General features: G+C 58.1%; 20 protein-coding genes. 6 read left to right on the top strand and 14 right to left on the bottom strand.

From position 1 onward, the window contains the following. Positions 1–27: 27 nt before the first annotated feature. Positions 28–225 carry a universal stress protein gene (locus tag ACT3T6_RS05920; protein WP_192526929.1) on the top strand — a complete coding sequence of 66 codons (198 nt, stop codon included), beginning with the start codon at positions 28–30 and terminating at the stop codon, positions 223–225. A gap of 9 nt (positions 226–234) precedes the next feature. On the opposite strand, the gene ACT3T6_RS05915 is transcribed toward ACT3T6_RS05920, so the two are convergent. The 8 genes from ACT3T6_RS05915 to glyA all read right to left on the bottom strand — a co-directional run bounded on the left by ACT3T6_RS05915 (position 235) and on the right by glyA (position 10,638). Beyond that, complete coding sequence (locus ACT3T6_RS05915) at positions 235–1,137, bottom strand: LysR family transcriptional regulator (protein ID WP_192526861.1); 903 nt, start codon at positions 1,135–1,137, stop codon at positions 235–237. A 313-nt stretch (positions 1,138–1,450) separates the two neighbouring features. After that, positions 1,451–2,833, bottom strand: coding sequence for an L-serine ammonia-lyase (locus ACT3T6_RS05910; RefSeq protein ID WP_192526862.1), 1,383 nt, complete (start codon positions 2,831–2,833; stop codon positions 1,451–1,453). Between the two features lie 154 nt (positions 2,834–2,987). After that, entirely contained in the window at positions 2,988–3,854 is an 867-nt protein-coding gene (gene purU, locus ACT3T6_RS05905) for a formyltetrahydrofolate deformylase (RefSeq protein WP_192526863.1), read from the bottom strand. 66 nt (positions 3,855–3,920) lie between these two features. Continuing rightward, complete coding sequence (locus ACT3T6_RS05900; RefSeq protein ID WP_192526864.1) at positions 3,921–4,568, bottom strand: sarcosine oxidase subunit gamma; 648 nt, start codon at positions 4,566–4,568, stop codon at positions 3,921–3,923. Next, on the bottom strand, positions 4,561–7,614 hold the full coding sequence (locus tag ACT3T6_RS05895) for a sarcosine oxidase subunit alpha family protein (protein ID WP_192526865.1): 3,054 nt from the start codon (positions 7,612–7,614) through the stop codon (positions 4,561–4,563). Before ACT3T6_RS05895 ends, ACT3T6_RS05900 begins: the two co-directional genes overlap by 8 nt. After that, a complete protein-coding gene (locus ACT3T6_RS05890) occupies positions 7,611–8,000 on the bottom strand; it encodes a sarcosine oxidase subunit delta (protein WP_192526866.1) in 390 nt (129 codons plus the stop codon). The genes ACT3T6_RS05895 and ACT3T6_RS05890 overlap by 4 nt, the downstream gene beginning before the upstream one ends. Positions 8,001–8,012: 12 nt before the next feature. Further along, a complete protein-coding gene (locus ACT3T6_RS05885) occupies positions 8,013–9,263 on the bottom strand; it encodes a sarcosine oxidase subunit beta family protein (protein ID WP_192526867.1) in 1,251 nt (416 codons plus the stop codon). A gap of 46 nt (positions 9,264–9,309) precedes the next feature. Further along, entirely contained in the window at positions 9,310–10,638 is a 1,329-nt protein-coding gene (gene glyA / locus ACT3T6_RS05880) for a serine hydroxymethyltransferase (RefSeq protein WP_192526868.1), read from the bottom strand. 437 nt (positions 10,639–11,075) lie between these two features. On the opposite strand from glyA, the gene fdhA reads away from it, so the two are divergent. Beyond that, a complete protein-coding gene (fdhA, locus tag ACT3T6_RS05875; protein WP_192526869.1) occupies positions 11,076–12,263 on the top strand; it encodes a formaldehyde dehydrogenase, glutathione-independent in 1,188 nt (395 codons plus the stop codon). A gap of 173 nt (positions 12,264–12,436) precedes the next feature. Here fdhA and ACT3T6_RS05870 read toward each other — a convergent pair whose 3' ends face one another. Continuing rightward, positions 12,437–13,543, bottom strand: coding sequence for a hybrid-cluster NAD(P)-dependent oxidoreductase (locus ACT3T6_RS05870; protein WP_192526870.1), 1,107 nt, complete (start codon positions 13,541–13,543; stop codon positions 12,437–12,439). Positions 13,544–13,911: 368 nt separating this feature from the next. Here ACT3T6_RS05870 and ACT3T6_RS05865 point away from each other — a divergent pair, with 368 nt between their 5' ends. Then, complete coding sequence (locus ACT3T6_RS05865; RefSeq protein ID WP_193054061.1) at positions 13,912–15,198, top strand: aromatic ring-hydroxylating oxygenase subunit alpha; 1,287 nt, start codon at positions 13,912–13,914, stop codon at positions 15,196–15,198. A 98-nt stretch (positions 15,199–15,296) separates the two neighbouring features. Here the strand turns inward: ACT3T6_RS05865 and ACT3T6_RS05860 are convergent, their stop codons facing one another. Continuing rightward, complete coding sequence (locus tag ACT3T6_RS05860; RefSeq protein WP_193054060.1) at positions 15,297–15,530, bottom strand: hypothetical protein; 234 nt, start codon at positions 15,528–15,530, stop codon at positions 15,297–15,299. A 200-nt stretch (positions 15,531–15,730) separates the two neighbouring features. Between ACT3T6_RS05860 and ACT3T6_RS05855 the strand changes: the two genes are divergently transcribed. From ACT3T6_RS05855 to ACT3T6_RS05845, 3 genes are all read left to right on the top strand, one after another. Continuing rightward, positions 15,731–17,308 carry a BCCT family transporter gene (locus ACT3T6_RS05855; protein WP_193054059.1) on the top strand — a complete coding sequence of 526 codons (1,578 nt, stop codon included), beginning with the start codon at positions 15,731–15,733 and terminating at the stop codon, positions 17,306–17,308. A gap of 176 nt (positions 17,309–17,484) precedes the next feature. Continuing rightward, positions 17,485–19,236 carry a sodium:solute symporter family protein gene (locus tag ACT3T6_RS05850; RefSeq protein ID WP_193054058.1) on the top strand — a complete coding sequence of 584 codons (1,752 nt, stop codon included), beginning with the start codon at positions 17,485–17,487 and terminating at the stop codon, positions 19,234–19,236. A 96-nt stretch (positions 19,237–19,332) separates the two neighbouring features. Next, on the top strand, positions 19,333–20,220 hold the full coding sequence (locus ACT3T6_RS05845) for a DMT family transporter (protein ID WP_193054057.1): 888 nt from the start codon (positions 19,333–19,335) through the stop codon (positions 20,218–20,220). An 81-nt stretch (positions 20,221–20,301) separates the two neighbouring features. Here ACT3T6_RS05845 and etfB read toward each other — a convergent pair whose 3' ends face one another. The 4 genes from etfB to dgcA all read right to left on the bottom strand — a co-directional run bounded on the left by etfB (position 20,302) and on the right by dgcA (position 26,568). After that, positions 20,302–21,126 (bottom strand): electron transfer flavoprotein subunit beta, encoded by an 825-nt coding sequence (gene etfB / locus ACT3T6_RS05840; protein WP_192526875.1) that lies wholly within the window; start codon positions 21,124–21,126, stop codon positions 20,302–20,304. Beyond that, a complete protein-coding gene (etfA, locus tag ACT3T6_RS05835) occupies positions 21,116–22,393 on the bottom strand; it encodes an electron transfer flavoprotein subunit alpha (protein ID WP_193054056.1) in 1,278 nt (425 codons plus the stop codon). The genes etfB and etfA overlap by 11 nt, the downstream gene beginning before the upstream one ends. Further along, entirely contained in the window at positions 22,390–24,411 is a 2,022-nt protein-coding gene (locus ACT3T6_RS05830; protein WP_193054055.1) for a (Fe-S)-binding protein, read from the bottom strand. The genes etfA and ACT3T6_RS05830 overlap by 4 nt, the downstream gene beginning before the upstream one ends. 84 nt (positions 24,412–24,495) lie before the next feature. Next, entirely contained in the window at positions 24,496–26,568 is a 2,073-nt protein-coding gene (gene dgcA / locus ACT3T6_RS05825; protein WP_193054054.1) for a dimethylglycine demethylation protein DgcA, read from the bottom strand. Positions 26,569–26,577 lie beyond the last annotated feature (9 nt).

The raw sequence follows: 26,577 nt of genomic DNA, 5'->3' as shown, positions 1-26,577 counted from the left end.
TAGTGAAAGTGCTTTGCATGCCTTGGCATTTGGGCAAATATTTGCGGCCCAGCTTGGGGTGGCGGCACAGCGGACTCTATCGTCAGCTATTTGGCAAGTCGTCATAATACGATGCTTGCCATGACAACCCATGGACGTAGTGGTCTTTCGCAAGTAGTGGCTGGCAGCGTTAGTCACGAAGTGCTGCACGAAGCGGCTTGTCCGGTCGCCATACTGCGCCCATAAAGGGTGGTGCTATGGGTAACGGCCAGAACGGCGATTTTCCACGAGCACCTCTAAGATAGCGTTGGCTTCCTGCATTAGAGGCGAGGGTTTTTCTCCTCGCCGACGACTGCAGATAACGGGGGAGGTTATGGTCTTGTCTGCCAATGCTACATAGGTAATACCGTCACGTTGAACGCGTTTTACTTGCTCTGGGACCAATGTAATGCCTATACCGGAGGCGACAAGGCTAAGCGCTGTCTGTACTTCGTTCGCCTCCTGTACCACCTCAACCTTTAAACCTTGGCGTCGGAAAATACCTAGTATCATATCCGCAAGACTGGGACGTGGTTTTGCGGGGAAAACAATGAGGGGATAGCGAGCCAGCTCCTCGCAGGTCGGGGTCGTACCCTCGAGTGGATGGCCGCTCGAGAGGGCTGCAATCAACGGTTCATCGAAGAGAATATCCTGCTCTACGTCTGGATCATCAATGCGAATGCGTCCGAATCCCATATCGATGCGGCCTGCTTTGAGTGCTTGAATTTGTTGTACTGTTGTGAGTTCTGCCAGTGTAAGTTCAACATTCTCAATGCGGCGTAAGTCACGGACTAATGTCGGAAGCTGTCCATAAAAAACAGATGGCACAAAACCAATACCGAATAGCGCACGCTTGCTGCGCGCCATATGTCGCGTGGCATCGATGGTGACTTCCACTTTTTCTAATATCTGCAAAGCGTGCTGCTGAAAAAATACACCAGAAGGCGTTAGGCGCAACCCTCTTGAGCTTCGCTCAAACAATTCGGCACCCACTTCCTGCTCTAGCTGCTTAATTTGGCGCGATAGAGGCGGTTGCGACATGTGCAATCTTTCAGCAGCACAGGTGAAATTAAGCTCTTCGGCCACAATGCAAAAGTATCTAAGGTGGCGTAGCTCCATGATGCCTCCAAGGTATAAGCGACAACTTAACATTACCTTTATGAACTTAGCTGTTGCCAAGCCAGCAACTGGGGCATTTTTCAGCCAATCGTTTAGGCATTGTAATAAAGTCGTATACCCTACCAGTATTCAAACGATGAGCTGGCTACGACTTTAGTCAAGGTAAAGGCAACGCTTATAGGCAGGCTGGTCTTGAGAAAGGGACCTGAGAGAGTCGGGATATTAGGCGCTGGACGTGAAGCTCAATGCTGACGCCTAAAAGCCACAATGTAACTTGGCACATTGTGGCGTGTAACGTGGCTAAAGCGCTGCGCTAACACTCAATCGCATTAACCGCCAACCCACCCTTGGACGTTTCCTTGTACTTGTCCAGCATGTCTTTGCCGGTATCACGCATGGTGCGGATAACTTTATCTAAAGAGATAAAGTGAGTGCCGTCGCCGCGCAGGGCCATTTGGGCGGCGTTGATCGCCTTGACGGTGGCAATCGCGTTGCGCTCGATGCAGGGCACCTGAACCAGCCCGCCTACTGGGTCGCAGGTCAAACCGAGGTTGTGCTCAAGACCTATTTCAGCCGCGTTTTCGACCTGCTCAGGCGTAGCGCCCATCACCTCGGCCAAGCCTGCGGCGGCCATGGCGCACGCTGAGCCCACCTCGCCCTGGCAGCCCACTTCGGCGCCGGATATGGACGCATTTTTCTTGCACAGAATACCGATGGCACCGGCGGCAAGCAGGAAGTCCACCACATTGCGGTCATTGGCACCCGCCTGGAACTTCATGTAGTAGTGCAGCACGGCGGGAATAATACCCGCTGCCCCGTTGGTTGGGGCCGTCACCATGCGCCCTCCCGCAGCGTTCTCTTCGTTCACCGCCAGTGCAAAGATGTTGACCCACTCCATGGCGGAAAAGGTTGTGGCGATCAGGCAGTCGTTCTGCTCGGCCGCCTGCAGGCGCTGATGCAGCTGCCTTGCCCGGCGTTTGACGTTAAGCCCACCGGGTAGAATGCCTTCGTGGGTTAGGCCGTTATCGATGCACTCGCACATGACCTGCCAGATGCGCCACAGCTCGTCTCTTACTTCCTGCTCGCCGCGCCAGGTTTTCTCGTTCTCCATCATCAGGCGGCTGATGCTCATGCCTTCACGCTTACAGATGGCGAGTAGTTCTTCGGCGGAGTTAAAGTCGAAGGGGATCTTGGCGGTGTCCATGTCTTCAAGCTTGGCATCCACCTGGTTTTGGTCAACCACAAAACCGCCGCCTACCGAGTAGTACGTGTTGGCGGTCAGTAGGCTGCCATCTTCGGCAAAGGCGCAAAGTTTCATGGCGTTCGGGTGATGGGGCAGGCTCTCTTCATGAAAGATAATGTCCTGGTCCCATTCAAACGTGACATCTTTCTGGCGCCCCAGCGATAGGCTACGCGTCTCTTTCAACGCCGCAATCGTGGTGTTGATAATCGAAGGATCGATGGTGTCCGGGCGTTCGCCCAACAAGCCCATGATAATGGCATGGTCGGTTCCATGGCCGATACCCGTGGCGGAAAGCGAGCCATACAGATGCACTTCCAGGCGGCTCACCTGGTCGAGCAACTGGCTATCGCGCAGAACGGCCGAAAACTTGAAGGCCGCCATCATGGGGCCGACCGTGTGTGAGCTGGAGGGGCCGACGCCAATTTTGAAAAGGTCGAAGACACTAATAGGCATGGAAGACCTCTGAATGGGAAATAAAAAGTCGACTCACCCAACGTTGGACAGGGGAATCGCGAATTAATGCCGCGTAACCTGGTCCTGGCGTCGATTAATGAGCAGACTTGATGATTGTTCTGTGGATGAAAGGAGTAGCGTCAAGCAAGCGCGGCTAGTTGCCAAATACCACCGTGCGCCCATTGTGCAGAAAGACTCGCCGCTCAAGGTGATAGCCAATAGCGCGGGCGAGCGTCAGACACTCTATATCGCGCCCTTTGGCGACCAGGTCCTCAGGGTAGTGTGCATGATCAACTGGCTCCACTCCTTGAGCAATAATCGGCCCCTCGTCGAGGTCGTTATTAATGTAGTGCGCCGTAGCGCCTACCAGCTTAACGCCTTTTTCGTAGGCCTGGTGGTAGGGCTTGGCACCTTTGAAGCCCGGTAGTAGTGAGTGGTGAATGTTGATGGCTCGCCCGCTCAAAAGCTCGCACATGCTCGGTGACAATACCTGCATGTAGCGCGCCAGAATTACTAGCTCCGCCCCCGTATTCTCAATAATATCGAGTACCTGGGCCTCCTGTTCTGCCTTGGTCTCGGGCGTGATAGGCAGATGATAGTAAGGCAGATCATGCCAGCTCGCTAAGGGCTCAAGATCCGGGTGATTGGAGATAATCGCCTTGATATCCAGTGGCAACTGCCCGGTACGGTAGCGGTAGAGCAGGTCGTTTAAGCAGTGATCTGCCTTGGATACCAGAATGACTGCACCCGTGCGCTTGGCCGGAGGGGTCAGTTCAAACGTCATGTCGAAATCGGTGGCGCGCGGCAGAAAATTTTCCTGAAACGCCTGCTCATCAAACGCTTCTCGCTCGGGACGAAACTCCGCTCGAATAAAAAAGCGTTCACCCAACCGGTCATCAAATGAGCTCAGTTCGGTGATATAGCAGTGCTGCTCTTTTAAAAAGCGGGTCACCACATCGACCGTGCCCAGAATGCTGGGGCATTGGGCGGCAAGTATCCAGGTATCCGTCATTCGGCTCATGGCGCTTCTCTTTCATCAGCTTGATCAGCAGTCAGGGCAGGCCGGTGGTGCCGGCCTGCCGGCTTATTATTGTGTGTCGATACCATATTCCGCCGAGGCGTCGAGCAGCCAACGGTAGCAGTAGTCGGCAAAGCTGCGGCGCACCACCAATTCCCAGTGTGTCTCGGAAGGGCGGCGCAAAACCACGGTGGCCTTGGCAAACACGGTGGTTACCCCCTTGCCCACGGTAAATGTGCTGGGATGTACGTCATAGGAGATCGACTTCATCAGCACCTCGCGGGCATTGTCGCCGCTAAGCGTTAGCACTGTCTGGCCGCCGCTTGCATTGACGATGCTCACGTGGGCATCGCCCAAGGCCTGGCGCAGCGCACTTTCTAGCGCGCACTCTTCGCCGCCCGGCACAATCACTAGCCATTCGTCGGGCGAGAGCCACTGGATTGTGCGCTCGCCGCTATCGTCGTGTTCCAGGGCATTGGGCTTGGCCGGTAGGCTCATGCCAAGCGTGGCGCGAACCGCTTCATCGAGCACGATGGCCCCGCCGCGCAGCACCAGGTGGCCCAGCAGTGCTTTTTCACGCAGGACAACGCCTGCCTGACCATTAGTGCGGGGCACCGGGTGCTGCTGGTAGCTCCACGCCAGAGGAGATTCGACCTGCGGATTGCCGTCGGGCACGGTGTTGAACTCGCAAACGTTAGGTACACTCGCGTTAGACATGCTGGCGCTCTCCTTTCGGGTCGATGAAGACAGGGCTTACGATTTCAGCTTCATGCACTGTGCCATCGGTCATGGGAATATAGACGGTCTGCCCCATTCGCTCGTGACCACCCATTACCACGGCAAGGGCGAAGCCGTGTTTGAGCGAGGCGCTGTAGTAACTCGACGTTACGTGCCCCTTCATGTCCATAGGGATCGACTGCTTGCCGTCAAAGACGACCTGGGCGCCTTCCTCCAGTACCACGCTTGGGTCTTTGGGTTTCAGGCCGACAAACTGCTTGCGGTCCGTACGGCGGGTGTCGGGGCGTGACAGGGCGCGCTTGCCGATCCACGGGAAGGGCTTGTCGTAGCCGATCGCCCAGCGCATTCCAAGGTCTTCCGGCGTCACCGAACCGTCGGTATCCTGGCCGACAATGATCAGGCCTTTTTCCGCACGCAGGACGTGCATGGTTTCGGTACCGTAAGGCGTCAGGTTGTACTTTTTACCGTGCTCGAAAAGCTTCTTCCAGACGTGCATGGCGTAGTTGGCTTGCACGTTGATCTCGAACGCCAGCTCGCCGGTGAACGAAATGCGGAAGATGCGCGCGGGCACCTCGGCGACCGTGGCATCGCGCCAATCCATGAACTTGAAGTTCTCTTTATCAAGATTCATGTCGGTCAGCTCGGACAAAAGCTTGCGGGCGTCCGGGCCGGTCACGGTCATGGTTGCCCAGTGGTCGGTCACCGAGTTGAAGTAGACCTGAAGCTCCGGCCACTCGGTCTGGTGCCACAGCTCCAGCCACTCGAGTACGCCTGCCGCGCCGCCGGTGGTGGTGGTCATCAGGAAGTGGTTATCACCCAGGCAACTGGTGGTACCATCATCCATCAGCATGCCGTCGTCTTTACACATCAGGCCGTAACGCACGCGGCCAGGGGCGAGCTGGGCCCACTTGTTGGTATAGACGCGACCCAGGAACTCGCGGGCATCCGGGCCTTGAATATCAATCTTGCCAAGCGTCGAGGCATCCAGAATGCCCACGCCTTCGCGCACCGCCAAGCACTCGCGGTTGACTGCATCGTGCATGGTTTCTTTCTTGCCATTCACGGTGCGAGGGAAGTACCACGGGCGTTTCCACTGGCCGACATCCTCGAACTCGGCTCCGTTTTCCACGTGCCACTGGTGCAGCGCGGTGTAGCGCTCAGGGTCAAACAGCTCGCCGCAGTGACGGCCAACGATGGCGCCAAAGGTCACCGGCGTATAGTTGGGCCGGAACACGGTGGTGCCTACTTCGGGAATCGAGCGTTTCAGGCAGCGTGCAGCAATCGCCATGCCGTTGATGTTGCCAAGCTTCCCTTGGTCGGTACCAAAGCCCAGCGCGGTGTAGCGCTTGACGTGCTCAATGGATTCAAAGCCTTCGCGGGTGGCAAGCTCAATACCCGCCGCGGTGACATCGTTTTGCAGGTCAACAAACTGCTTGGGCGCGCGTAGGGCGCTCTTTTCATGCGGCACTTGATAAAGCGCGCAGGAAGGCGCATCACGCCGCGCTCGCGTGGCGGGCAGGGCAGCTTCCTCGGCGCTGTTAAAGCCGCACTCCAGCGCTGCCTGACACCCAATGCGAGCGCCATCGGCAAGCGTTTCGCCGAGGGCATAATAGCCCGCCACGCCGCCAGCCGACTGCATGCCCTTGACCGTGCCGGGCACAAAACCTAATAACTCTTCGTCCCATGCCGGGCGTGTGCCGGTGTGTGAGGAGAGGTGGATCACCGGGCTATAGCCGCCGGAGGTGGCGATGGTATCGCACTCAAGCTCTTCGGCTTTGCCGGTCACCACGAAACGCTCAAGATCAACGGCCGAGACGCGTGCGCCGGTAACACGCTGATTACCGCGTGCTTCGATGACGGCACTGCCAGTGATCACGCGAATACCGCTGTCGCGTGCCTGGCGAACCAGGTCGCCATCAGGGTTGGCGCGGGCATCGACAATGGCGACGACCTTACGTCCGGCTTCTTTCCAGTCGAGAGCTGCGCGGTAAGCGTGGTCGTTGCTGGTGGAAAGCACCAGGCTGTTGCCGGGCACCACCGCGTAGCGGCGAATATAGTTGGAAACGGCGCCTGCGAGCATGGTGCCCGGCAAGTCGTTGTTGGCGTACACCAAGGGGCGTTCGTGGGCGCCGCTGGCCAGCACCACTTGGCGGGCGCGCACGCGGTGAAGACGCGCACGTGATTCACCGGGGAAGCCCGCTTCACGGGCGGTATCGGCCATATGCTCGGTACGCCGCTCGTGCAGCGTGACAAAGTTGTGGTCGTGATAGCCGTTGGCGGTGGTGCGTGGCAGCAGCGTCACGTTATCCATCGCGCCAAGCTCTTTTACTGTTTGCTCAACCCAGCGCGTCGCTGAAACGCCATCCAGGGTTTCGCGGCTATCCAGTAGCGAGCCGCCCATCTCTTCCTGTTCATCACACAGGATCACACGCGCACCGGAACGCGCACCGGAACGCGCGGCAGAAAGCGCCGCGGCAAGCCCCGCTGGGCCCGCGCCGATCACCATCACATCGCAGTGGTGATGCATGTGATCATAAATGTCCGGATCGGACTCGGTCGGTGCACGACCTAGCCCCGCGCCCATGCGGATATACTTCTCATAGGTCATCCACATTGAGGCAGGGGCCATAAAGGTCTTGTAGTAGAACCCTGGCGGCATAAAACCACCGCCCAGCTTGCCTACCCAGCTCATTACGTCACGCTGAACGTTGGGCCAACCATTGGTACTGCGCGCCACCAGGCCGTTGTACAGGCCCTGCTGGGTAGCGCGGACGTTGGGCACTTGGGTGTCATCCTTGGCGCCCAACTGAACGACGGCATTGGGCTCTTCGGCACCGGCGGCGACAATGCCGCGAGCGCGTGAATACTTGAAGCTACGGTTGACGATATTCACGCCGTTGGCGAGCAGTGCCGAAGCGAGCGTGTCGCCTTTCAGACCCTGGTAACGCTGGCCGTTAAAGGTGAATTCAAGCACTTGGGAACGATCGACACGCCCGCCGGCATCAATACGATTTTTCTGGGTCATGGCGAGGCCTCCTCATTCAGTGCTTTGTTTTCAGGCCGTGCGCCCACGGTCTGCCAGCCGCCATCGGCCACTTGAACACCTTGTTCGTGACGAACATCGGGCGTTGCCGCCGTAATGCTTGGCTGCTCACCCATGGGGTAGGTTTCGAGAATTTCGTAGGTCACCGTATTGCGGGTGATATTGAAGAACTTGCGACAGCCCACCGAGTGCACCCACATTTCGTGGTGAATACCGCGCGGGTTGTTGCGGAAGAACAGGTAGTCACCCCACTCCTCGTCGCTGGTATTGTCCGGGTCGGAAGGGCGCATCAAGTGGGCCTGGCCGCGAGGGTGGAACTCCTCTTCCTCGCGGTGCTCCTTGCAGTAGGGGCAGAAGATATAAAACATGATGGGCTCTCCTCAGTGCGCCACGCCAGCGGCGCCGTGTTCATCAATCAGCGCACCGGTATTGAAACGGTCGATGGAAAAAGGCGCAGCGATGGGGTGCATTTCACCCTTGGCCAGGCTTGCGGCGAAAACATGCCCGGATCCGGGGGTCGCCTTGAAACCACCGGTGCCCCAGCCACAGTTGAAATACAGACCTTTAACCTTCGTTTTGGACAGGATCGGGCAAGCATCCGGGCAGGTATCGACGATGCCGCCCCACTGGCGGTTCATACGCACCCGAGAGAACATCGGGAACATCTCGACGATGGCCTGAAGGGTGTGCTCAATGGTCGAGTAGCTGCCGCGCTGGCCGTAACCGACGTAGCCGTTGATGCCCGCCCCGATGACCAGGTCGCCCTTGTCGGACTGGCTGATGTAGCCGTGAACGTGGTTGGACATGGTGACGGTATTGAGGACCGGCTTGAGCGGCTCGGACACTAATGCTTGTAGCGGATGGGATTCCAACGGCAGCTTGATGCCCGCCATGTTAGCCAATACGCCGGAGTTGCCCGCCGCCACGCAGCCCACGGTATTGGCTTCGATATCACCGCGGTTGGTGTGGACGCCCAGCACCTTGCCATCGCGAATCTTGAAGCCGGTGACCTCGGTATTTTGCAGAAGATCCACGCCGAGAGCATCGGCACCACGCGCATAGCCCCAGGCCACCGCATCGTGGCGCGCCACGCCGGCACTCTTCTGCCAGGAAGCGCCCATGATCGGGTAGCGGGCACGGCTGGAAATATCCAGTTGAGGCTCGATCTCCTTGATCTGTTGCGGAGTGACTACCTCGCTGTCGATACCGTTCAAACGGTTAGCATGAACGCGGCGCTGAATATCACGCATGTCCTGCAGGGTGTGGCCCAGATTGAGTACACCGCGCTGGGAAAACATCACGTTGTAGTTCAAATCCTGGGAGAGGCCCTTCCACAGATCCAGCGAGTGGTTGTAAAGCCGCCCTGATTCATCCCATAGATAGTTAGAGCGTACGATGGTGGTATTACGTGCGGTGTTGCCGCCGCCCAGCCAGCCCTTTTCAACCACGGCGACATTCTTGATGCCGAACTCTTTCGCCAGGTAGTAAGCAGTGGCTAGTCCGTGACCGCCACCACCGACAATGATGACGTCGTAGCGCTTCTTGGGCTCAGGGTTGCGCCACTGGCGCTCCCAGTTTTCGTGATGTCCAAGCGCATGTTTGACCAGTCCGAAGCCGGAATAACGTTGCATAAAGTTTCTCCTTGATCGGCTCCGCGGAGCCGGCTGGCGGCTATCGTCAGGCGATTGAGGCGCTATCGGCTACGTGCTCACTGGTGGTTTGGGCTTGGCCATATACCGGGTAGTGGGCACACAGGTCGGCGACGTTTTCACGTACCTGGTTTTCTACGTCAGTGGTGTCCTGCTGGTCGGCCAGTACGTCAAGAATGTCGCAAATCCAGCCTGCCAGGTGCTCACAGTCTGCCTCAACCATTCCGCGGGTGGTTACCGCCGGAGTGCCAATGCGCAGGCCCGAGGTAACGAAGGGGCTTTGCGGGTCGTTGGGCACGGTGTTCTTGTTGACCGTGATATGCGCGCGCCCAAGGGCTGCGTCGGCATCTTTACCGGTAATGCCCTGTTTGATCAGCGAGACCAGGAACAGGTGATCGTCGGTACCGCCGGAAACCACATCAAAACCACGCTCAACGAAGATGCGCGCCATCGCACGGGCGTTGGCGATAACCTGACGCTGGTAGTTAACGAAGTCCTGGTTCATGGCCTCTTTGAACGCCACCGCTTTGGCCGCGATCACATGCATCAGCGGGCCGCCCTGCTGGCCGGGGAATACCGCGCCATTGAGCTTCTTGTAAAGCGTCTCGTCGCCATCGGCGGAGAGAATCAGGCCGCCGCGCGGGCCGCGCAGTGTCTTGTGGGTCGTGGTCGTCACGACATGGGCATAGGGCAGCGGGCTCGGGTAGAGACCAGCAGCTACCAGGCCCGCTACGTGGGCCATATCGACCATCAGATAGGCGCCGACTTCATCGGCGATGTTACGGAAACGGCGCCAGTCGACCACGCGTGAATAGGCCGAGAAACCCGCAATGATCATTTTCGGCTTATGCTCTCGCGCCAGCCGCTCTACTTCGTCGTAGTCGATTTCGCCGGTGCCTTCGACCAGGCCGTACTGGATAGCGTTGTAGTGCTTGCCCGAGAAGTTGGGGGCTGCACCGTGGGTCAGGTGGCCGCCGTGGGCCAGGCTCATGCCCAGAATAGTGTCGCCAGGACTTACCAGCGCCATGAATACCGCCGCATTGGCCTGAGCGCCGGAATGGGGCTGTACGTTGGCATAGTTGGCACCAAACAGGCTGCAAGCCCGCTCGATAGCCAGCGCTTCCACCTTGTCGACGAATTCACAGCCGCCGTAATAGCGCTTACCGGGATAGCCTTCGGCGTACTTGTTAGTCAACTGGGTGCCTTGCGCTTCCATCACCAGCTTGCTGGTGTAGTTCTCAGAGGCGATCAGTTCGATGTGGGCTTCTTGACGCGCTGTCTCTTCAGCGATTGCCGAGGCAAGGGCCGTGTCGTAGTTGGCCAAGCGGGCTTCGGGAGAAAAGTTATTGTGAGTCATCTGGGTCTCCAGGCTAGTCGCTTATATTCGGTCTGGGAGTTTGTTAGCGTCAGGAATGGCATCACCATTCACGCTATCGTGCCGCGATAGTATCGCTGGGCTTGCCCCCCAAGATGCTTACCGACGTCACCGCTCGGCGTATTTGCGACATTGACGTGAATTTTTTATGGGCCTTTATAAGGCGTCGCTCATTTATTGCTCGACGTCGTTTATAAGTAATTGCGGGTAGGCCGGGTGCGTCATGCTGCGGCAACAGGCTAATCTTTAATTGGCCTGCTGATCAGGAAGCGTTTCTCGAAAGCGCTTCACATACGCCAGCTCGATTTAAAATAATGATGCCAGCGCAGTTGTTGGAGTGGCCCTTGATAGCGTCCTTGAGACCGCTCTCTGAGAAAACCTCTTGAGACTGCGCCAGCACCCGGAAGAGAGGATTTCGCATGTCCAACAATCGTGGTGTTGTTTATATCGGCGACGGTAAAGTCGAAGTTCAGGATATCGCCTACCCGAAAATGGAAACCCCCCATGGCAAGCCCATTGATCACGGTGTCATTCTGAAAGTAGTGTCCACGAATATTTGCGGCTCCGACCAGCACATGGTACGCGGACGCACCACGGCGCCTACCGGTATGGTGCTGGGGCACGAGATCACTGGTGAGGTGATCGAAAAAGGCAAGGGCGTCGAGTTTCTAAACATTGGCGATATTGTATCCGTTCCCTTCAACGTCGCTTGCGGCCGCTGCCGCACCTGTAAAGAGGGCCACACCGGTCTTTGCCTGCATGTTAACGATGACCGAGCGGGCGGTGCCTACGGCTATGTTGATATGGGTGGCTGGGTGGGCGGTCAGGCGCACTACGTAATGGTGCCCTACGCTGACTTCAACCTGCTCAAGTTCCCGGACCGTGATCAGGCCATGAGCCAGATTCGCGATCTAACCATGTTGAGCGATATTCTTCCGACTGGTTTCCACGGCGCCTTGAAAGCGGGCGTTGGTGCGGGTTCCACCGTGTACGTAGCGGGCGCAGGCCCTGTAGGGCTGGCCGCTGCCGCCTCGGCACGCCTGTTAGGCGCAGCGGTAGTGATGATTGGCGATTTCAACAAGGATCGCCTGGAGCACGCCCGCAAGATGGGCTTTGTACCGATTGATCTAAGCAAGCATGACCGTTTGGGCGAGATGATTGCCGCAGTGGTCGGCGAGCCTAGTGTGGACAGCGCCATTGATGCGGTGGGCTTTGAAGCGATCGGGCATGGCGGTAAAGAGCAGCCGGCAGTGGTGCTTAACCAGATGATGGAAGTCACTCGCGAAGGCGGTTCTATCGGCATTCCTGGTCTATACGTAACGGAAGATCCGGGTGCGACCGAGAAAGCTGCACAAACTGGTAGCCTGAGCCTGCGCTTTGGCCAGGGTTGGGCCAAGGGGCTCTCGTTCCATACCGGCCAGACGCCGGTAGTGCAGTACAACCGCCAGCTGATGCAGGCCATTCTGCACGGGCGTTTGAACATTGCCGAGATCGTTAACGCCCAGGTGATTTCGCTGGAAGATGCGCCAGCAGGTTACGAGCAGTTCGATGCGGGCGTGGCCAGCAAGTTCGTGCTTGATCCGCATGGATTGCTTGGTGTTGCCTGATTAAGCGCTAAAAGAAGCGGGTAACCAACGCTAATAACGCTCATGGCTACGTGCCATGGGCGTTTTTTTGTGTCCGCTTAAGGCGAGTGTACGGCACAAAAAACGGATACCGAGGAGCTCAGTATCCGTTTTGGGGTTGGGCTAGTGTTGTGGATGAATGAGGGGCTACCGCGTTAGAAATCGACCACCAGGTCGCCTTTCGGTTTGCTGCAGCAGGACAGAATGTAGCCCTCTTCAATATCTTCGTCGGTGATACCGCCGTTATGCTCCATTTCCACCTCGCCAGATTTCAGCTCCACTCGGCAGGTGCCGCAGATGCCCATACCGCACGCCTTGGGAATATGCAGCCCCAGCTTGGCGGCTGCGGCGTGAACCGTTTCGCCTGCTTGTATACGTACACTTTTGCCCGACTGGGCAAATTCGATGTTGATCAGATCCTCAGGCTCTGCTAGCTCGGCTTCCACTTCGGCCTGCTCGGCAAGCTCCAGGACGTCTTCCTGAACGTCAACCGGCGTCTCGCCAAACAGCTCTTCATGGTAGTGGTCCATGTTGTAGTTGTTGGCGCGCAAAATCGCTTTGATGGCATTCATATACGGTACGGGGCCGCAACAGAAGATCTCCCGCTCAAGGAAGTCCGGTGCCATTAGCTCAAGCATGGGCTGGGTTAGAAAACCGCGGTAGCCAGCCCATGCCTCACCGATATCTTCTTTCTTCTCGCACACGATATGGAGCTTGAATTCGGGGATGCGCGAGAACATGTGCACCAGCTCGCGATGGAAAATGACATCGCGCGGGGCACGGGCGCTGTGGATGAACTCCACATCGACGTTGGCGTTGGTATCGAAGAGCCAGCGCGTCATCGACATTAGCGGTGTGATGCCTACGCCGCCTGAGAGAAGCAGTACCTTTTCGGCAGGAAAGTCGATGGAGTTGAAGTTGCCCACCGGGCCATGGACCACTAGCTCGTCGCCGACCTTTAAATTGGCATGCAGCCAGTTGGAGACCTGGCCTCCCGGCACCTGTTTGACCGTGATTGAGAAGCTGTAAGGCACAGAGGGAGAGCTTGAAATCGTATAGGAGCGCATAACGGGCTGATTATCGATTTCGAGCTCTAGTGTCACAAATTGGCCCGGCTTGAAGAAGAACATTACCGGCTGTTCAGCCATAAAGCAGAACGTGCGAACGTCCCAGGTTTCCTGAATGATCTTGACGCACCGCACATGGTGGCGGCCGTTGGTCCAGGTTTGGGTCGTGACGGGATTAAAGAAGTTCGTTGTCATCGTCGTCTCAATATGGCCGTGCTATCGCGTTGCCTTCACCGGCCCGTCCTGTCTGCACGGTCCAGCACCATTAACCTGCATTCTGGGTACGCGCTTTATGACCAGCTTGCCTGTTAGCGACACGCACTTACCTTGCGGCACCTTCTGCCTATCAAAAATCTCCGCCCACGTCGTCGCCACGCCACATAGTGTCGTGGGCAGACAATTGAAAGCAAATGGCGTGGACCACAATCCATCAACAAGTAGCAAGCGCTGCGCGCTTCACACAATCGCCAGGTTCAGCAACTTAACAACAACACAATTACGTTTGGTTAATGACTCTGTCGCCACCCTGGGTAAGGGAGGCGGTATTTAAAAGGATATCTGGTATGAACAAGACAATGGATGACACACTCAACGACCCTCTGGCTGCCATGCGTGAAGCGACGGTTGATATGCTACAGTCCCGCGCGCACGCGTTTTCTCTACCCCAACCGTTCTATAACGACGCCCGCTTGTTTGCGCTCGACATGCAGGAAGTCTTTGAAAAAGAGTGGCTATTCGCAGGGATGACCTGCGAGATCCCGGCCAAGGGCAACTTTATGACCTTGGAAATCGGTGATAATCCCGTTGTGATTGTGCGTGGCGGTGAAGGTCAGATTCATGCTTTTCATAACGTATGTCGCCATCGTGGCTCACGGCTGTGCACCAAGGACAAAGGAAAAGTCGCTAAACTGGTATGCCCCTACCATCAGTGGACTTACGAGCTTGACGGTCGCTTGCTGTTTGCCGGAAGCGACATGGGTACGGACTTCGACCTTAACCAGTTCGGGCTGAAGCCGGTTAACGTGCGCACGGCGGGGGGCTTTGTATTTATTAATCTGAGCGATAACCCGCCCGCCATCGACGACCTCCTGGAGACGCTTGAGCACTACCTTGAGCCGTACCAGATGGATAACGTCAAGGTCGCTGTAGAGTCGAGTATTATTGAGCAGGCCAACTGGAAGCTGGTCATCGAGAATAACCGCGAGTGTTATCACTGTAATGGTGCGCACCCAGAGCTTTTGAACTCGCTAATCGAGTTTGACGATACCGAAGACCCGCGCGCGACGGACAAATATAAAGACCTGGTGACCCGCAAGCAGGCCGATTGGAACGGCGAGCAGGTGCCTTGGCGGCTCAAGCGCTTTGACAAGCGTAACCGCCTGACGCGCACACCGCTACTTGATGGCGTGGTGTCCATGACCATGGATGGCAAGCCAGCGTGTAACAAGCTGATGGGCCGGTTGACCAGCCCGGACATGGGCTCGCTGCGCATTCTGCACCTGCCCAACTCCTGGAACCACTTCATGGGCGACCATGCCGTCGTGTTCCGTGTATTGCCGCTTGGCCCGCAGAAAACCATGGTCACGACCAAGTGGCTGGTGCACAAGGACGCGGTAGAGGGCGTGGATTACGACCCGGAAAACATGCGTCGCGTGTGGGACGCCACCAACGATCAGGATCGCCAGCTGGCGGAAGAGAATCAGCGCGGTATCAACTCCAAGGCCTACCAGCCCGGCCCCTATTCACCAACCTACGAGTTTGGCGTCATCGACTTTATTGATTGGTACTCCGAGCGCATGCTCAGCAATCTGGGAAGCGATAGCGTATCGCTGCAGTTGGCGCAGGGCTAACTGCACGCTGATGATGGGCTGGCCCGCTTTGGCGGGCCAGCCTGCGTCTAGCAATTGCCAATCCGTTCATCAACGCATTAATCAATCAGCTCATGCCCTTACTCAAAGGGCAGAAAACGCTCAATAGCGTGGCGTACCGAAGGCAGCAGAATGTCCTTTTGATCGATAAGCTTGCGCACCAACGTTGGCAGCTCGACAATCTCCTGCTTGCGATGGGCCTCAGCGGCGATTTGAGCACATGTATCGGGGTCGGCGTTCTCTGGAATATCGATACCCAGCGCGGTCAGCTGTGCCCGAAAATCATCACCATCAATCAGTTCGACAATCATCATGACGGCATCCTCTCTTGTGTTGGTTGTTGGTCTGTCAGTGTACCTATAAATCGGCCGGCAATAGCGCTGGCAACGCGGCAATAGCTATGCCGGGGTCGGTTTTGAATAACTGCGCAAGTGAGTATCGCCTAAAAATTTAAACGCCCTATCCGCCACCTTGGCGGTTAGCGTACAGAAAAAAATAACAATGAGGATAACCTATGGACCATGATGATCCTGTTTTGACCCCCGGTCAGGATAACAAGCAGGTGATGGGGCTGGATTTCCATAACCCCGTCTTTCCGCTCTCCGCACTCGCCATTCTGCTGTTTATTCTTTATGCGCTGATCTATTCCGATGCTGCGAATACCCAGCTTGGCCTTGCCAAGAACTGGTCGATTGAGCATTTCGACTGGCTGTTCATGATTGCGGGTAATATTTTTGTAGTGTTCTGTCTGGCGCTTATCTGTCTTCCGGTTGGGCGGATACGCTTGGGCGGAAATGATGCCAAGCCGGAATACTCGCGCACCTCCTGGTTCGCCATGCTGTTTGCGGCGGGTATGGGTATCGGGCTGATGTTCTGGAGTGTTGCTGAACCAGTGGCCTACTACACCGATTGGTACGGTACACCCTTGAATATTCCCCCAGGTACACCGGAGGGCGCTAGCGCCGCTATGGGCGCCACCATGTTTCATTGGGGGCTTCATCCATGGGCGATCTATGGCGTTGTCGCGCTATCCTTGGCTTTTTTTACCTACAATAAAGGCTTGCCGCTAACCCTGCGCTCTGCTTTTTACCCGATTTTGGGTGAGCGAACGCGCGGCTGGGCAGGCCATGCCATTGATATTCTTGCCGTATTGGCAACCATCTTTGGCTTGGCAACGTCGCTTGGCTTTGGCGCTACCCAAGCGGCTGGCGGGCTTGCCTATCTTTTCGACATACCCAATACCCTTGGAACGCAGATGGCAATCATCCTGGTGGTTACAGTGATTGCACTGTTTTCGGTATGGCGGGGAATCGACGGCGGCGTCAAGCTGTTCTCGAACATCAATATGGTGGTCGCGGCAGTGCTGCTGCTGTTTGTGGTAATCGCCGGACCGACGCTGATGATTATAACGGGAATTGGCACCACGGCAGTGGACTATGTCAGCCATATCCTGCCGCTTTCGAACTGGATTGGCCGCGATGATGACGTCTGGTATCACGGCTGGACCATCTTCTACTGGGCGTGGTGGATCTCCTGGTCGCCGTTTGTGGGGATGTTTATTGCCCGTGTATCCCGGGGGCGCACGGTACGCGAGTTCCTGATTGCGGTGCTGTTGGTGCCGACGCTGGTCACGCTGGTATGGATGAGCACCTTTGGCGGCGCGGCACTGTTTCAGGCCGAAAATAGCATGGGCGAATTAGCCAACGGCATCAGCGACGTTTCGCTTGCCATGTTCCACATGCTGGAGCTACTGCCGTTCACTGGCATCACCTCGACGCTGGCGATTGTGCTGGTGCTGGTCTTTTTCATTACCTCGGCGGATTCTGGCTCCCTCGTCATCGACAATATCACCGCGGGTGGGAAAACCGATGCGCCCAAGGGGCAGCGGGTGTTCTGGGCCGCGCTTGAAGGTGTCATCGCTGGTGTGCTGCTTTACGGTGGCGGTAGCGCGGCGCTTAGCGCGCTGCAAGCAGGCGCGGTGGCGACAGGGTTACCCTTTACGCTGGTGCTTCTGCTGATGTGTTTCAGCCTTTACAAAGGGCTTCACAAGGAGTGGCGCGAGCTCAATGCGGTGCCCAAAATAGCGCGATAGTCAGGTTTGTTGCTGTACTTTGTTGTTGCCAATAGGGGCGCCATTTCAATGGCGCCCCTATTGGTTAGCGGATATCGTGTCGTGATTCCTGCATGCGTTGCCGCTAATAGCAAAGAGTAGACAGCCAAAGCATTGCACCATGGCTAAACAATATTAATAACCTGACGGCTATTCTCATGATTTACACCATCGCAATACTGCTCAGCCTGGTGGGCTACTTTGTTATCGGGCATCTCGCCGGACGGCGCGTCAAAGGTCTGGATGATTATCTGGTTGCTGGCCGCAATGCTCCCACGTTTTTTATCCTGGGTACGCTGGTAGCAAGCTATCTCAGCACCAGCGCGTTTCTCGGTGAAACGGGTTTTGCCTATCAGGGCTATCCGTTTGTGATGCTGATCTTCGCGGCCGTCAGCACCTCGGGATGCCTGCTGGGTGCGCTGGTGTTTGGGCGTTACCTTCGGCGCAGCGGGGCACGTACCGTGCCGGAATTTTTTGGCAAGCGCTTTGCCTCGCGCCGTGTTCAGGTGATTGCCGGGCTGACCACAATTATCGGCCTTGGCGCGTATCTGTTAGGCGTTATGCAGGGCGCGGGCATCATGTTCTCTGAGCTGACCGGTATGCCGTACTGGGTCGGGTTGGTATTGGTGTGGGCAACGTATACGGGTTTTATTCTCTATTCGGGATCGCCCGGTGTCATGCTCACCGACACCATCATGTTTGTGATCTTCTCGCTGGCAGCCTTGGGCGGTTCGATCTATGTGATTCAAGATTTGGGCGGGTGGAACGGTGTGGTGGAAGGCCTGCTTACCCAAACCGACAAGCCCGGCATTGCGCTATGGCACGGCGTGCTGGAAGGGCCTGAGGCCAACTTCTCCTCGCCTGGCGAGGCGCTTACCTGGGGACTAACACTCGGCCTTGTGTGGGCAGCGGTGCTGGCGGCGAGTCCTTGGCAATCCAGCCGTTACCTGATGGCCCGCAATGAGCACGTGGTAATGCGTTCGGCCATGTTGACGGCAGTGGCGCTGGCCATCTTCTACGCATTGATGATGATGACCGGGGCGGCCATCAATCTTTACGATGCCGGGCTGGACCCGGAGCGCTCCATGATTTGGGTGGCGCTCAACGTGCTGCCAACCTGGCTTGGTGTGGTCATTCTAACGGGCGTCTTTGCGGCGGGGCTATCGTCTTGCTCGACGTTTCTGTCGATCATCGGCTTTAGCCTCTCCAACGATATCCTCTCAGCCTCGCAAGATGAGACGTCGGCCATGCGAAAAAGCCGTATTGCGGTGCTCGCTGCGGGCTTGATAGCACTGCTGCTGGCGCTGTTTCAACCGCCTGCGGTTATGTCAGTGGTATGGTTTGCCGCCACGCTATTTGCCTCTTCCTGGGGGCCGGTTGCTTTGATGAGCATCTGGAGCAAGCGGATTACCGCCGCAGGCGCGGGCTGGGGCTTGGCGGTGGGCTTTGTGGGTAACGTCGCGCTGTCGATGATGATTCAGGCCGAGTGGCTTAGCCTGCCGGTATATTTGCACCCGGTACTGCTAAGCACCTTGATGGCGCTGGTGGCGATTACGCTGGCTTCCAGGTTTACCCATGTCAGCCAGGCCGAGAAAGAGTACCAGACGTTTCTGCATACATTTGATGCTCAGGCCGTCAGTGGCTGGGTGACAGGCACCCGTGTGATTGCCCTGTGCACCATGCTTTCCGGTGGCGCCATCGGGGTATTTCTCTGGCAACAGTACGCGGTCACGTTGGCCGGGTTCGCCGAGCAGTTTAGTGTGCCTGGCAGTGCCGTGCAGGGTGGCTATATGCTGGCGGTCGGCTGCGGGAGCATGTTGCTGATGGCGGGAGCCGTAGGGTTCTGGGTAGTTCGCCCTCGCCAGCAGAGGGCTTCAACTGCGCCGGTGGCCGTGTCACCTGGCCGTTAACACGGCCTGGGCCGTGAGCCTGCGCTCAACTGTTACGCTTAACCGCTCGCCCATGGGTGAGCGGTTATCTTTTTCTGCCAACCGGGAGTCAATATCATGCAGTTAAGTGGTTATCAGCGCGGTCTGTTGATGGTGGTACTGGGGGTGGTGTTTCTCAGTTTCGACGGCCTGCTGATCCGCCTTGCCGATACCGAGGGTTGGACCATCGTCTTCTGGCGCGGCTTTTTGATGTTCTGTGTGCTGGGGCTTGCGTGTTGTCGAGGCAACCGACTGGCCACGCTACGCGTGAACCCTTTTTCATCGCTGGTTTCGGCAATACTGTTGGGGCTGATTTCGGCGCTTTTCGTACTCGCGGTGATGAACGCCAACGTAGCCAACGTGGTGGTGATCCTTAGCACTGCGCCGCTGTTCGCTGCCCTGTTTTCACGGGTGTTTCTCAAAGAGCGTGTCGCTTTGCGCACGCTGGTTGCGATCGCCGTCTGCATGCTGGGCATGAGTTTGGTCTTTATGGGCGAGGGCGCTCACGGCATGCTGGTAGGCAATCTTTATGCGCTGGCGGCGGCAGCGGCGATTGGCGGTAATTTGACGGTGCTGCGCCGCTTTCCGAGCATTGATCGCATCGTGGTGATTGCTGGTGGGGGCTTGCTTTCTGCGGCAATCGCGCTGCCTTTGGCTTCGCCGTTTGCGCTGGATGCCCCGCGCTATGGCGTCCTCGCGGTGATGGGGCTTATTCAGATGCCGCTGGCCACCGTGCTGATCAACAGCGCGACCCGCTATCTGCCGTCGACGGAAGTGGCGTTGTTCTATCTGGTTGAAACCGCGCTGGGTACGCTCTGGGTATGGTGGTTGTTGGGCGAGCAGCCCACGGCCTCAACGCTTGCGGGCGGGGCGGTGGTGATCAGCGTGCTGATGGTACATGCGGGGATTGGCCTGCATTTGGAAAGGCAGCGCCTGCGGCTATACTCGGGCTTTATGGGAAAGTAGTACGTTTGCCGCTCATGAACCTGGACTAAAAAGCCCGCCGAGAAGGCGGGCTGACAGTATCGTTATCGTGAAGCAGTGCGCCTAGCGCAGTACTCCTTCCTCCTTGAGCAGTTTGAAGATCGCTTCGGCACCCTGTTCTGGGGTGACGTCGTTAAGCGTCTGCCCACCACCACCGCCGGACTTGGCAGCGGCGGCTTTGAAACGGTCACGCGCCGATGATGACTTAACGATCTTAAGCCGCTTGGGACGCTTGCGCGCTGGCTGGAACTGCCAAGTGCTTAGTGCTTCATCAAGCTCGCTGGCCGCTTTTTGATGGGCTAACTCGCCGCGCCTGGCGGGGCCAAAGGCACTTTGGCGGGCGGCGGGAGCGCTGCTGTCCACCGTGGCAAGCGCCGGTAGACGAATGCGCAGGCGCCGCCGCTTGCCGCGCGGCAATGCTTGCAGCACCGTGATCACTCCCTGCTCGACCTTTTCTACCGCCGCTAGACCGGTAATGATCGGCCAGCCAAGCGCCTCGGCCAGTAGGTAGGGCGTTACACCCGAGGCCTCGCCGGTTTCGGCGCGAGTACCGGTCAGCACCAGCTGCGGGGCGCTGGCGCGTAACGCGTTGGCCAGCGCGGGGATTACATCGGCGTGGGGTTGCTGCTCGATCAAGCCAACAGAGTTGATACCCATGCCGAGATAGCCGCGGATGGCCTCTTCATGATCGCTATTTTGCTGGCCGGCATGTAGCAGGCTGACCGAGGCGTTTTCCAGCGTCAGGGCCATTTCTACCGCTCGGGCATCCTGGTCGGCGCGGCGTGCGCGCGCGGTCAGTGGGTGTTGGCCTACCGAAACCAGTACAGCGACGTTCAGCGCGTTGGCGGTTGATTGCTTGGCACTTTTGTTACTGACATCATGCGGCATCGCGATTCTCCTGCTGTTCAGCGCGGTACTGCTCAACCTGTGTAACAAGGGCAGCGAGTATCTGGCTGGCATCGCCGATCACTGCCAGGTCGGCACGTTTGACCATATCGCAGCCTTCATCGAGGTTGATCGCCACCACCTTCTCGCAGCTCTGAATGCCCTGAAGATGCTGGATAGCGCCGGAAATTCCTACCGCTACATAAACGCGGGCAGAGACCCAGGTGCCGGTGGCGCCCACTTGGCGGTCGCGCGGCATAAAGCCGTCATCCACCACCACCCGTGAGGCGCCTTTGGTGGCGCCGAGCACCTCGGCAGCGTGATGATAGCTATCCCAGCTTTTCACGCCATTGCCAGCAGAAAGGATAAATTCTGCTTCCGCGAGCGATACGCTGGCCGGGTCCACCGCGACTTCGCCCATGTCCTCAATGCGGCCGAGTATTTCGGGAAGCCCGTTAGAAAGTGTGATCGGCTCAGCCGCGTGGCGGGTTTCGCTGACCGGGTCGGCGCACTCGGCCAAGGCCAGTACGATACGGGGCAGGACGCGGGTAATGTCGTTTCTACCTGCCGCACCACGTGCGGTACAGCGCCAGCCGGTTGCGCTTTCAGTGTCTGCCTCGACCTGCCAGACCTGAGCGGCCGGGCGCTCGCCAAGCCTTGTGGCGAGGCGCCTGCCGAGCTCACCGCCAACGCTTGAGTCGGGTAGCAGCCAGTAGCGGGGCATCATTTCACGATCTACGCTCTGCAAGGTGGCGACGCTAAGCTCCGGCAGGTAGCCCGAGAAACGCTCGCCTTCCAAGTGTAGTAGCCGGTCAATACCCGCCTCGTCAAAGGTGGTTTCTTTATGCTCGCCAAACACCACGGCCAGTACGGCACCAGGCTGGGCCGGGTCGGCATCGGCTAGCTGGCGGGCAAGCCCTAACAGATCACGGTCGTGGGAGGAAAGGCGCCCACCAGCCATATCCGGTACGACCGCCACCATAAAGGCGGGAGTGTCGATAGTGACCGGCGTCCTCGTATCCTTGGCCTCAACGCTGCGCCCTGGCGCCTGTGCCGCCTGCTGGACGCCGCTACGATCAATGCGCCGAATGCCGTTGGGACCGATGAAGCCGACCGCATGGGGGTTGCGGCGCATCACGCCGTTAGGCCCCATCCATTCGCTGGCTACTGCGCCGCCACCCAGTTCGGCGAGCATCTCAAGATGTTGCGGGTGCAGGCGGTTGCGGGCGATCCACTCTTTTCGAGGGTCACGACGAACAAGCTCGCTCATGGCATTACCTCCAGGGTGGCGCGCGGTGATGCTGGCGCGGGCTTACTTTGGGTCGCCTTTTCGTCAGGCGTTGTGATGATCAACGCGTCGGCGACCAGTTCGGCGATATCCTTGATGTCAGCGCGGGGTTCTACCACGCCTTCAAGCATCGCAGTGCACTGTGGGCAGCCTACCGCGACCAGGTCAGCACCGGCTTCGCGAACATCTTCCATACGCATATCGGGAATCCGCTGCTTGCCAGGAATATCGGTGATCGGTGCGCCGCCACCGCCACCGCAGCAGCGCGAGCGATAGCCAGAGCGAGCCATCTCCTTAACCTCAATCCCTAGCGCCTTGAGCACCGCGCGTGGGGCTTCGTATTCACCGTTATAACGGCCCAGGTAGCAGGGGTCGTGATAAGTCACGTTGCCGCCTTTCCAGGCTTTGAACGTGAGCTTGCCGTCGGTGACGAGCTGGTTGATATAGGTGCTGTGATGGAAAACCTCATACCGGGAAGGCATGTCGGCGGTGCTGAGATCGGCGTACTCGTTTTTCAGCACGTGGAAACTGTGCGGGTCACAGGTAACGATGCGTGCGAAGCGGTACTGGCTCAACGTCTTAATGTTGCGCCGCGCCAAACTCTGGAAAGTAGCCTCATCGCCCAGACGGCGGGCGACATCGCCGCTATCACGCTCTTCATTACCCAGTACGGCGAAATCGATCTCGGCAGCACGCAGCACACTGATAAACGCGCGCAGCGTGCGCTGGTTGCGCATGTCAAACACGCCGTCGCCCAGCCACAGAAGCACCTCGGCTTCGCGCTTGTCGGCCATCAGCGGCAGATTGAGGTCTGCCGCCCAGTGCAGGCGTGAGTCAGGTTCGAAGCCGCCGGGGTTGTCGGTCGCAATCAGGTTGTCTAGCACTTCGGCGCCCTTATTGGGCGTATTACCGTGTTCCAGGGTCAGAAAGCGGCGCATATCGACGATGGCATCAACGTGCTCAATCATCATGGGGCACTCTTCAACGCAGGCGCGGCAGGTCGTGCAGGACCACAACGTTTCGGCATCCACCAATGCGCTACCCGTGCGGGCAACAATCGGGTCGTGGGGGCTGCCGCCATGCTCGCCGACCGGCTTGCCGGGGTAGGGCGAGCCTGCATAGTGGGCGTCGGTGCCGCCTGCCATGCCGACTACCATGTCCTGAATCAGCTTCTTGGGGTTGAGCGGCTGGCCGGCGGCAAAGGCCGGGCAGACGGCTTCACAGCGCCCACACTGAACGCAGGCATCAAAGCCTAACAGCTGGTTCCAGGTGAAGTCAGCCGGTACCTCAACGCCGAGCTTGGCACTTTCGTCATCCAGCGCCAACGATTTGAGCCCGGTTGAGCGGTGCTCTCCGCCAGCGCGCTTGGAAAAACGCTCGGGGCGGCGATGGAAGGCCAGGTGCAGGGCGCCGGCAAAAGCGTGTTTCATCGGCCCGCCCCAGGTCATGCCGAAGAACATCTCGCCAAGGCCCCAGGTGATGACACCGGCCAGCACCAGTGCAGCCAGCCAGCCTGCTCCGCTTTGGAAAAAGCCTTCTGGCAGAATACCGGCAGTGGGCAGCGTCACCACGAACATGCCGATGGAGAACGCCATTAGGCTCTTGGGCAGGCGCATCCACGGCCCTTTGGAAAGCCGTGAGGGTGGCGGGCTGCGCCGCTTGGCAACCACTAAACTACCCAAGAACATGCTCACCGTGGCGGCCAGCAATACCCAGGCCAAGATAGTGCTATCAAGCCCAAAGCCATGTACCACAATTGCCAGTAATGCGGCCAGCACAAAGCCGCCCGCGGTGGCCACGTGGGTATGGGAGATGAGTTTATCCCGCTCGACAACGTGGTGTAGATCCACCAGGTAGCGCCTGGGTACCTGCATCAGGCCGCGGATAATCGGTGCAGGAGAGGGCCGCCCCTGGCGCCACAGACGCACACGGCGCACAGCACCAATGGCAGCCAGTAACAGCGCAGAAAACAGCAGTATCGGTAGGAGGGTATCAAGCATGGCGTCTCTCCTCTCAGAGACACCGTAAGTACGAAATGTCATGAGCCTGATGGCCCATGACATTCAGCTTACAGCGTTAGTGGGTCAGAAGTCCTTGCATAACCGCAGCGCGTCATAAATGGCGGCATGCGTGTTGCGTGGCGCGGTGCAGTCACCCAGACGGAACAGCACGAAGCCATCGCCGCTTTCAGACAGACAGGGCTGAGGCTTGATCGCGTAGAGCGCTTCGATATCGGTCTGGCCCTTGTTACGCGACTGCTCCTTGAGGCTGTAGTAGAGGGCTTCATCCGGGCGCACGCCGTTTTCCACCACCACCTGATCCACCACCCGCTCTTCTAGCGCGCCGGAGTACTCGTTTTCAAGCACCGCCACCAGTGAGTCGCCTTCGCGATATACCTTATGCAGGGCGAGATCCGAGGTCATGATCACCTCTTTCTCGTACAGGCTGCGGTAGTAGGTCGGGAAGGTGGTGCCACCCACCGCGGCACCCGGCTTGATATCGTCGGTAACGATCTCGACCTTTGATCCCTTGTCTGCCAGGTAGTCGGCCGCTGAAACGCCGGAGAACTCGCAGATAGTGTCGTAGACCAGTACATTCTTGCCCGGCGCTACGCTGCCGCTAAGAATGTCCCAAGTGCTGACCACCAGGCTCTTGCCCAGGTCGCTGTCGTAACCCCACTCCGGTACCTGGGAGAGGAACGGCTGCCCACCGGTAGCCAGAATTACTATGTCCGGGCGCAGATCAGCAATGGTCGCTTCGTCGGCACGGGTATTCAGGCGCAGGTCGATCTCAAGGCGTGCCAGCTCCAGCTGGTACCAGCGAGTGATGCCAGCAATCTGATCGCGCTGGGGGGCTTTCGAGGCCAGAGTGATCTGACCACCGAGCTGATCCTGGGCTTCAAACAGGGTGACATCATGACCGCGCTTGGCGCATACGTGTGCCGCTTCCATGCCCCCTGGGCCACCGCCCACGATGACTATCTTGCGTTTGGGGCCTTCGCTTTTCTCGACAATATGCGGCAGCCCCATGTATTCACGTGCGGTCGCGGCGTTCTGAATACACAGCACGTCGAGTCCTTGGTACTGCCGGTCGATGCAGTAGTTGGCACCCACGCACTGCTTAATCTGGTCGATCTGGCCCATCTTGATTTTGGCGATGATGTGCGGGTCGGCAATATGAGCACGGGTCATACCCACCAGGTCCACGTAGCCACCTTCAAGAATACGTTGGGCCTGATTGGGGTCCTTGATGTTCTGGGCATGGATGACCGGCACGTTGACCACTTCCTTGATGCCCGAGGCCAGGTGCAGGAAGGGCTCGGGCGGAAACGACATGTTGGGAATGACGTTGGCCAGGGTGTTGTGGGTATCACAGCCAGAGCCTATCACGCCGAAGTAGTCGATCATGCCGGTGGCGTCATGATAGGCCGCGATGCGCTTCATCTCCTCGTGGTCGAGGCCATCGGGGTGGAACTCGTCCCCGGTAATGCGCAGGCCCACCACGAAGTCATTGCCCACCTCGGCGCGCACCGCCTTGATCACTTCCATGCCAAAACGCATGCGATTTTCGAAGCTGCCGCCCCACTCATCGGTGCGCTTGTTGACGCGCGGGCTCCAGAACTGATCAATCAGGTGCTGGTGTACGGCAGAGAGCTCAACGCCGTCGAGACCGCCTTCCTTCGCCCGGCGCGCGGCCTGGGCGAAGTCACCGATAATGCGCCAGATCTCTTCTACTTCGATCGTCTTGCAGGTCGAGCGATGCACTGGCTCGCGAATGCCCGACGGCGATACCAGCGTCGACCAGTCGAAGCCATCCCAGCGTGAGCGACGGCCCATGTGGGTGATCTGGATCATGATCTTGCCGCCATGCTTGTGCACGGCATCGGCCAGGTTCTGAAAGTACGGGATGATGCGGTCGGTCGAGAGATTGACCGAACTCCACCAGCCCTGGGGGCTGTCGATGGAAACAATCGACGAGCCGCCGCAGATGCACAGGCCGCAGCCGCCCTTGGCCTTCTCTTCGTAGTATTTGACGTAGCGGTCCGTGGTCATGCCGCCGTCGGTGGCGTGCACCTCGGCGTGGGCCGTACTGACCACACGGTTACGAATGGTTTGGTTGCCGATCTGGATCGGCTTGAACAGTGCCTCAAATGCCATGGCAGCGAT

It is taken from the genome of Halomonas sp. 72, from assembly GCF_052379785.1.
GTDB lineage: Bacteria > Pseudomonadota > Gammaproteobacteria > Pseudomonadales > Halomonadaceae > Vreelandella > Vreelandella citrativorans.
Note: the sequence above shows the minus strand (reverse complement) of the source record. Positions and strands in the feature narration are given on the sequence as shown.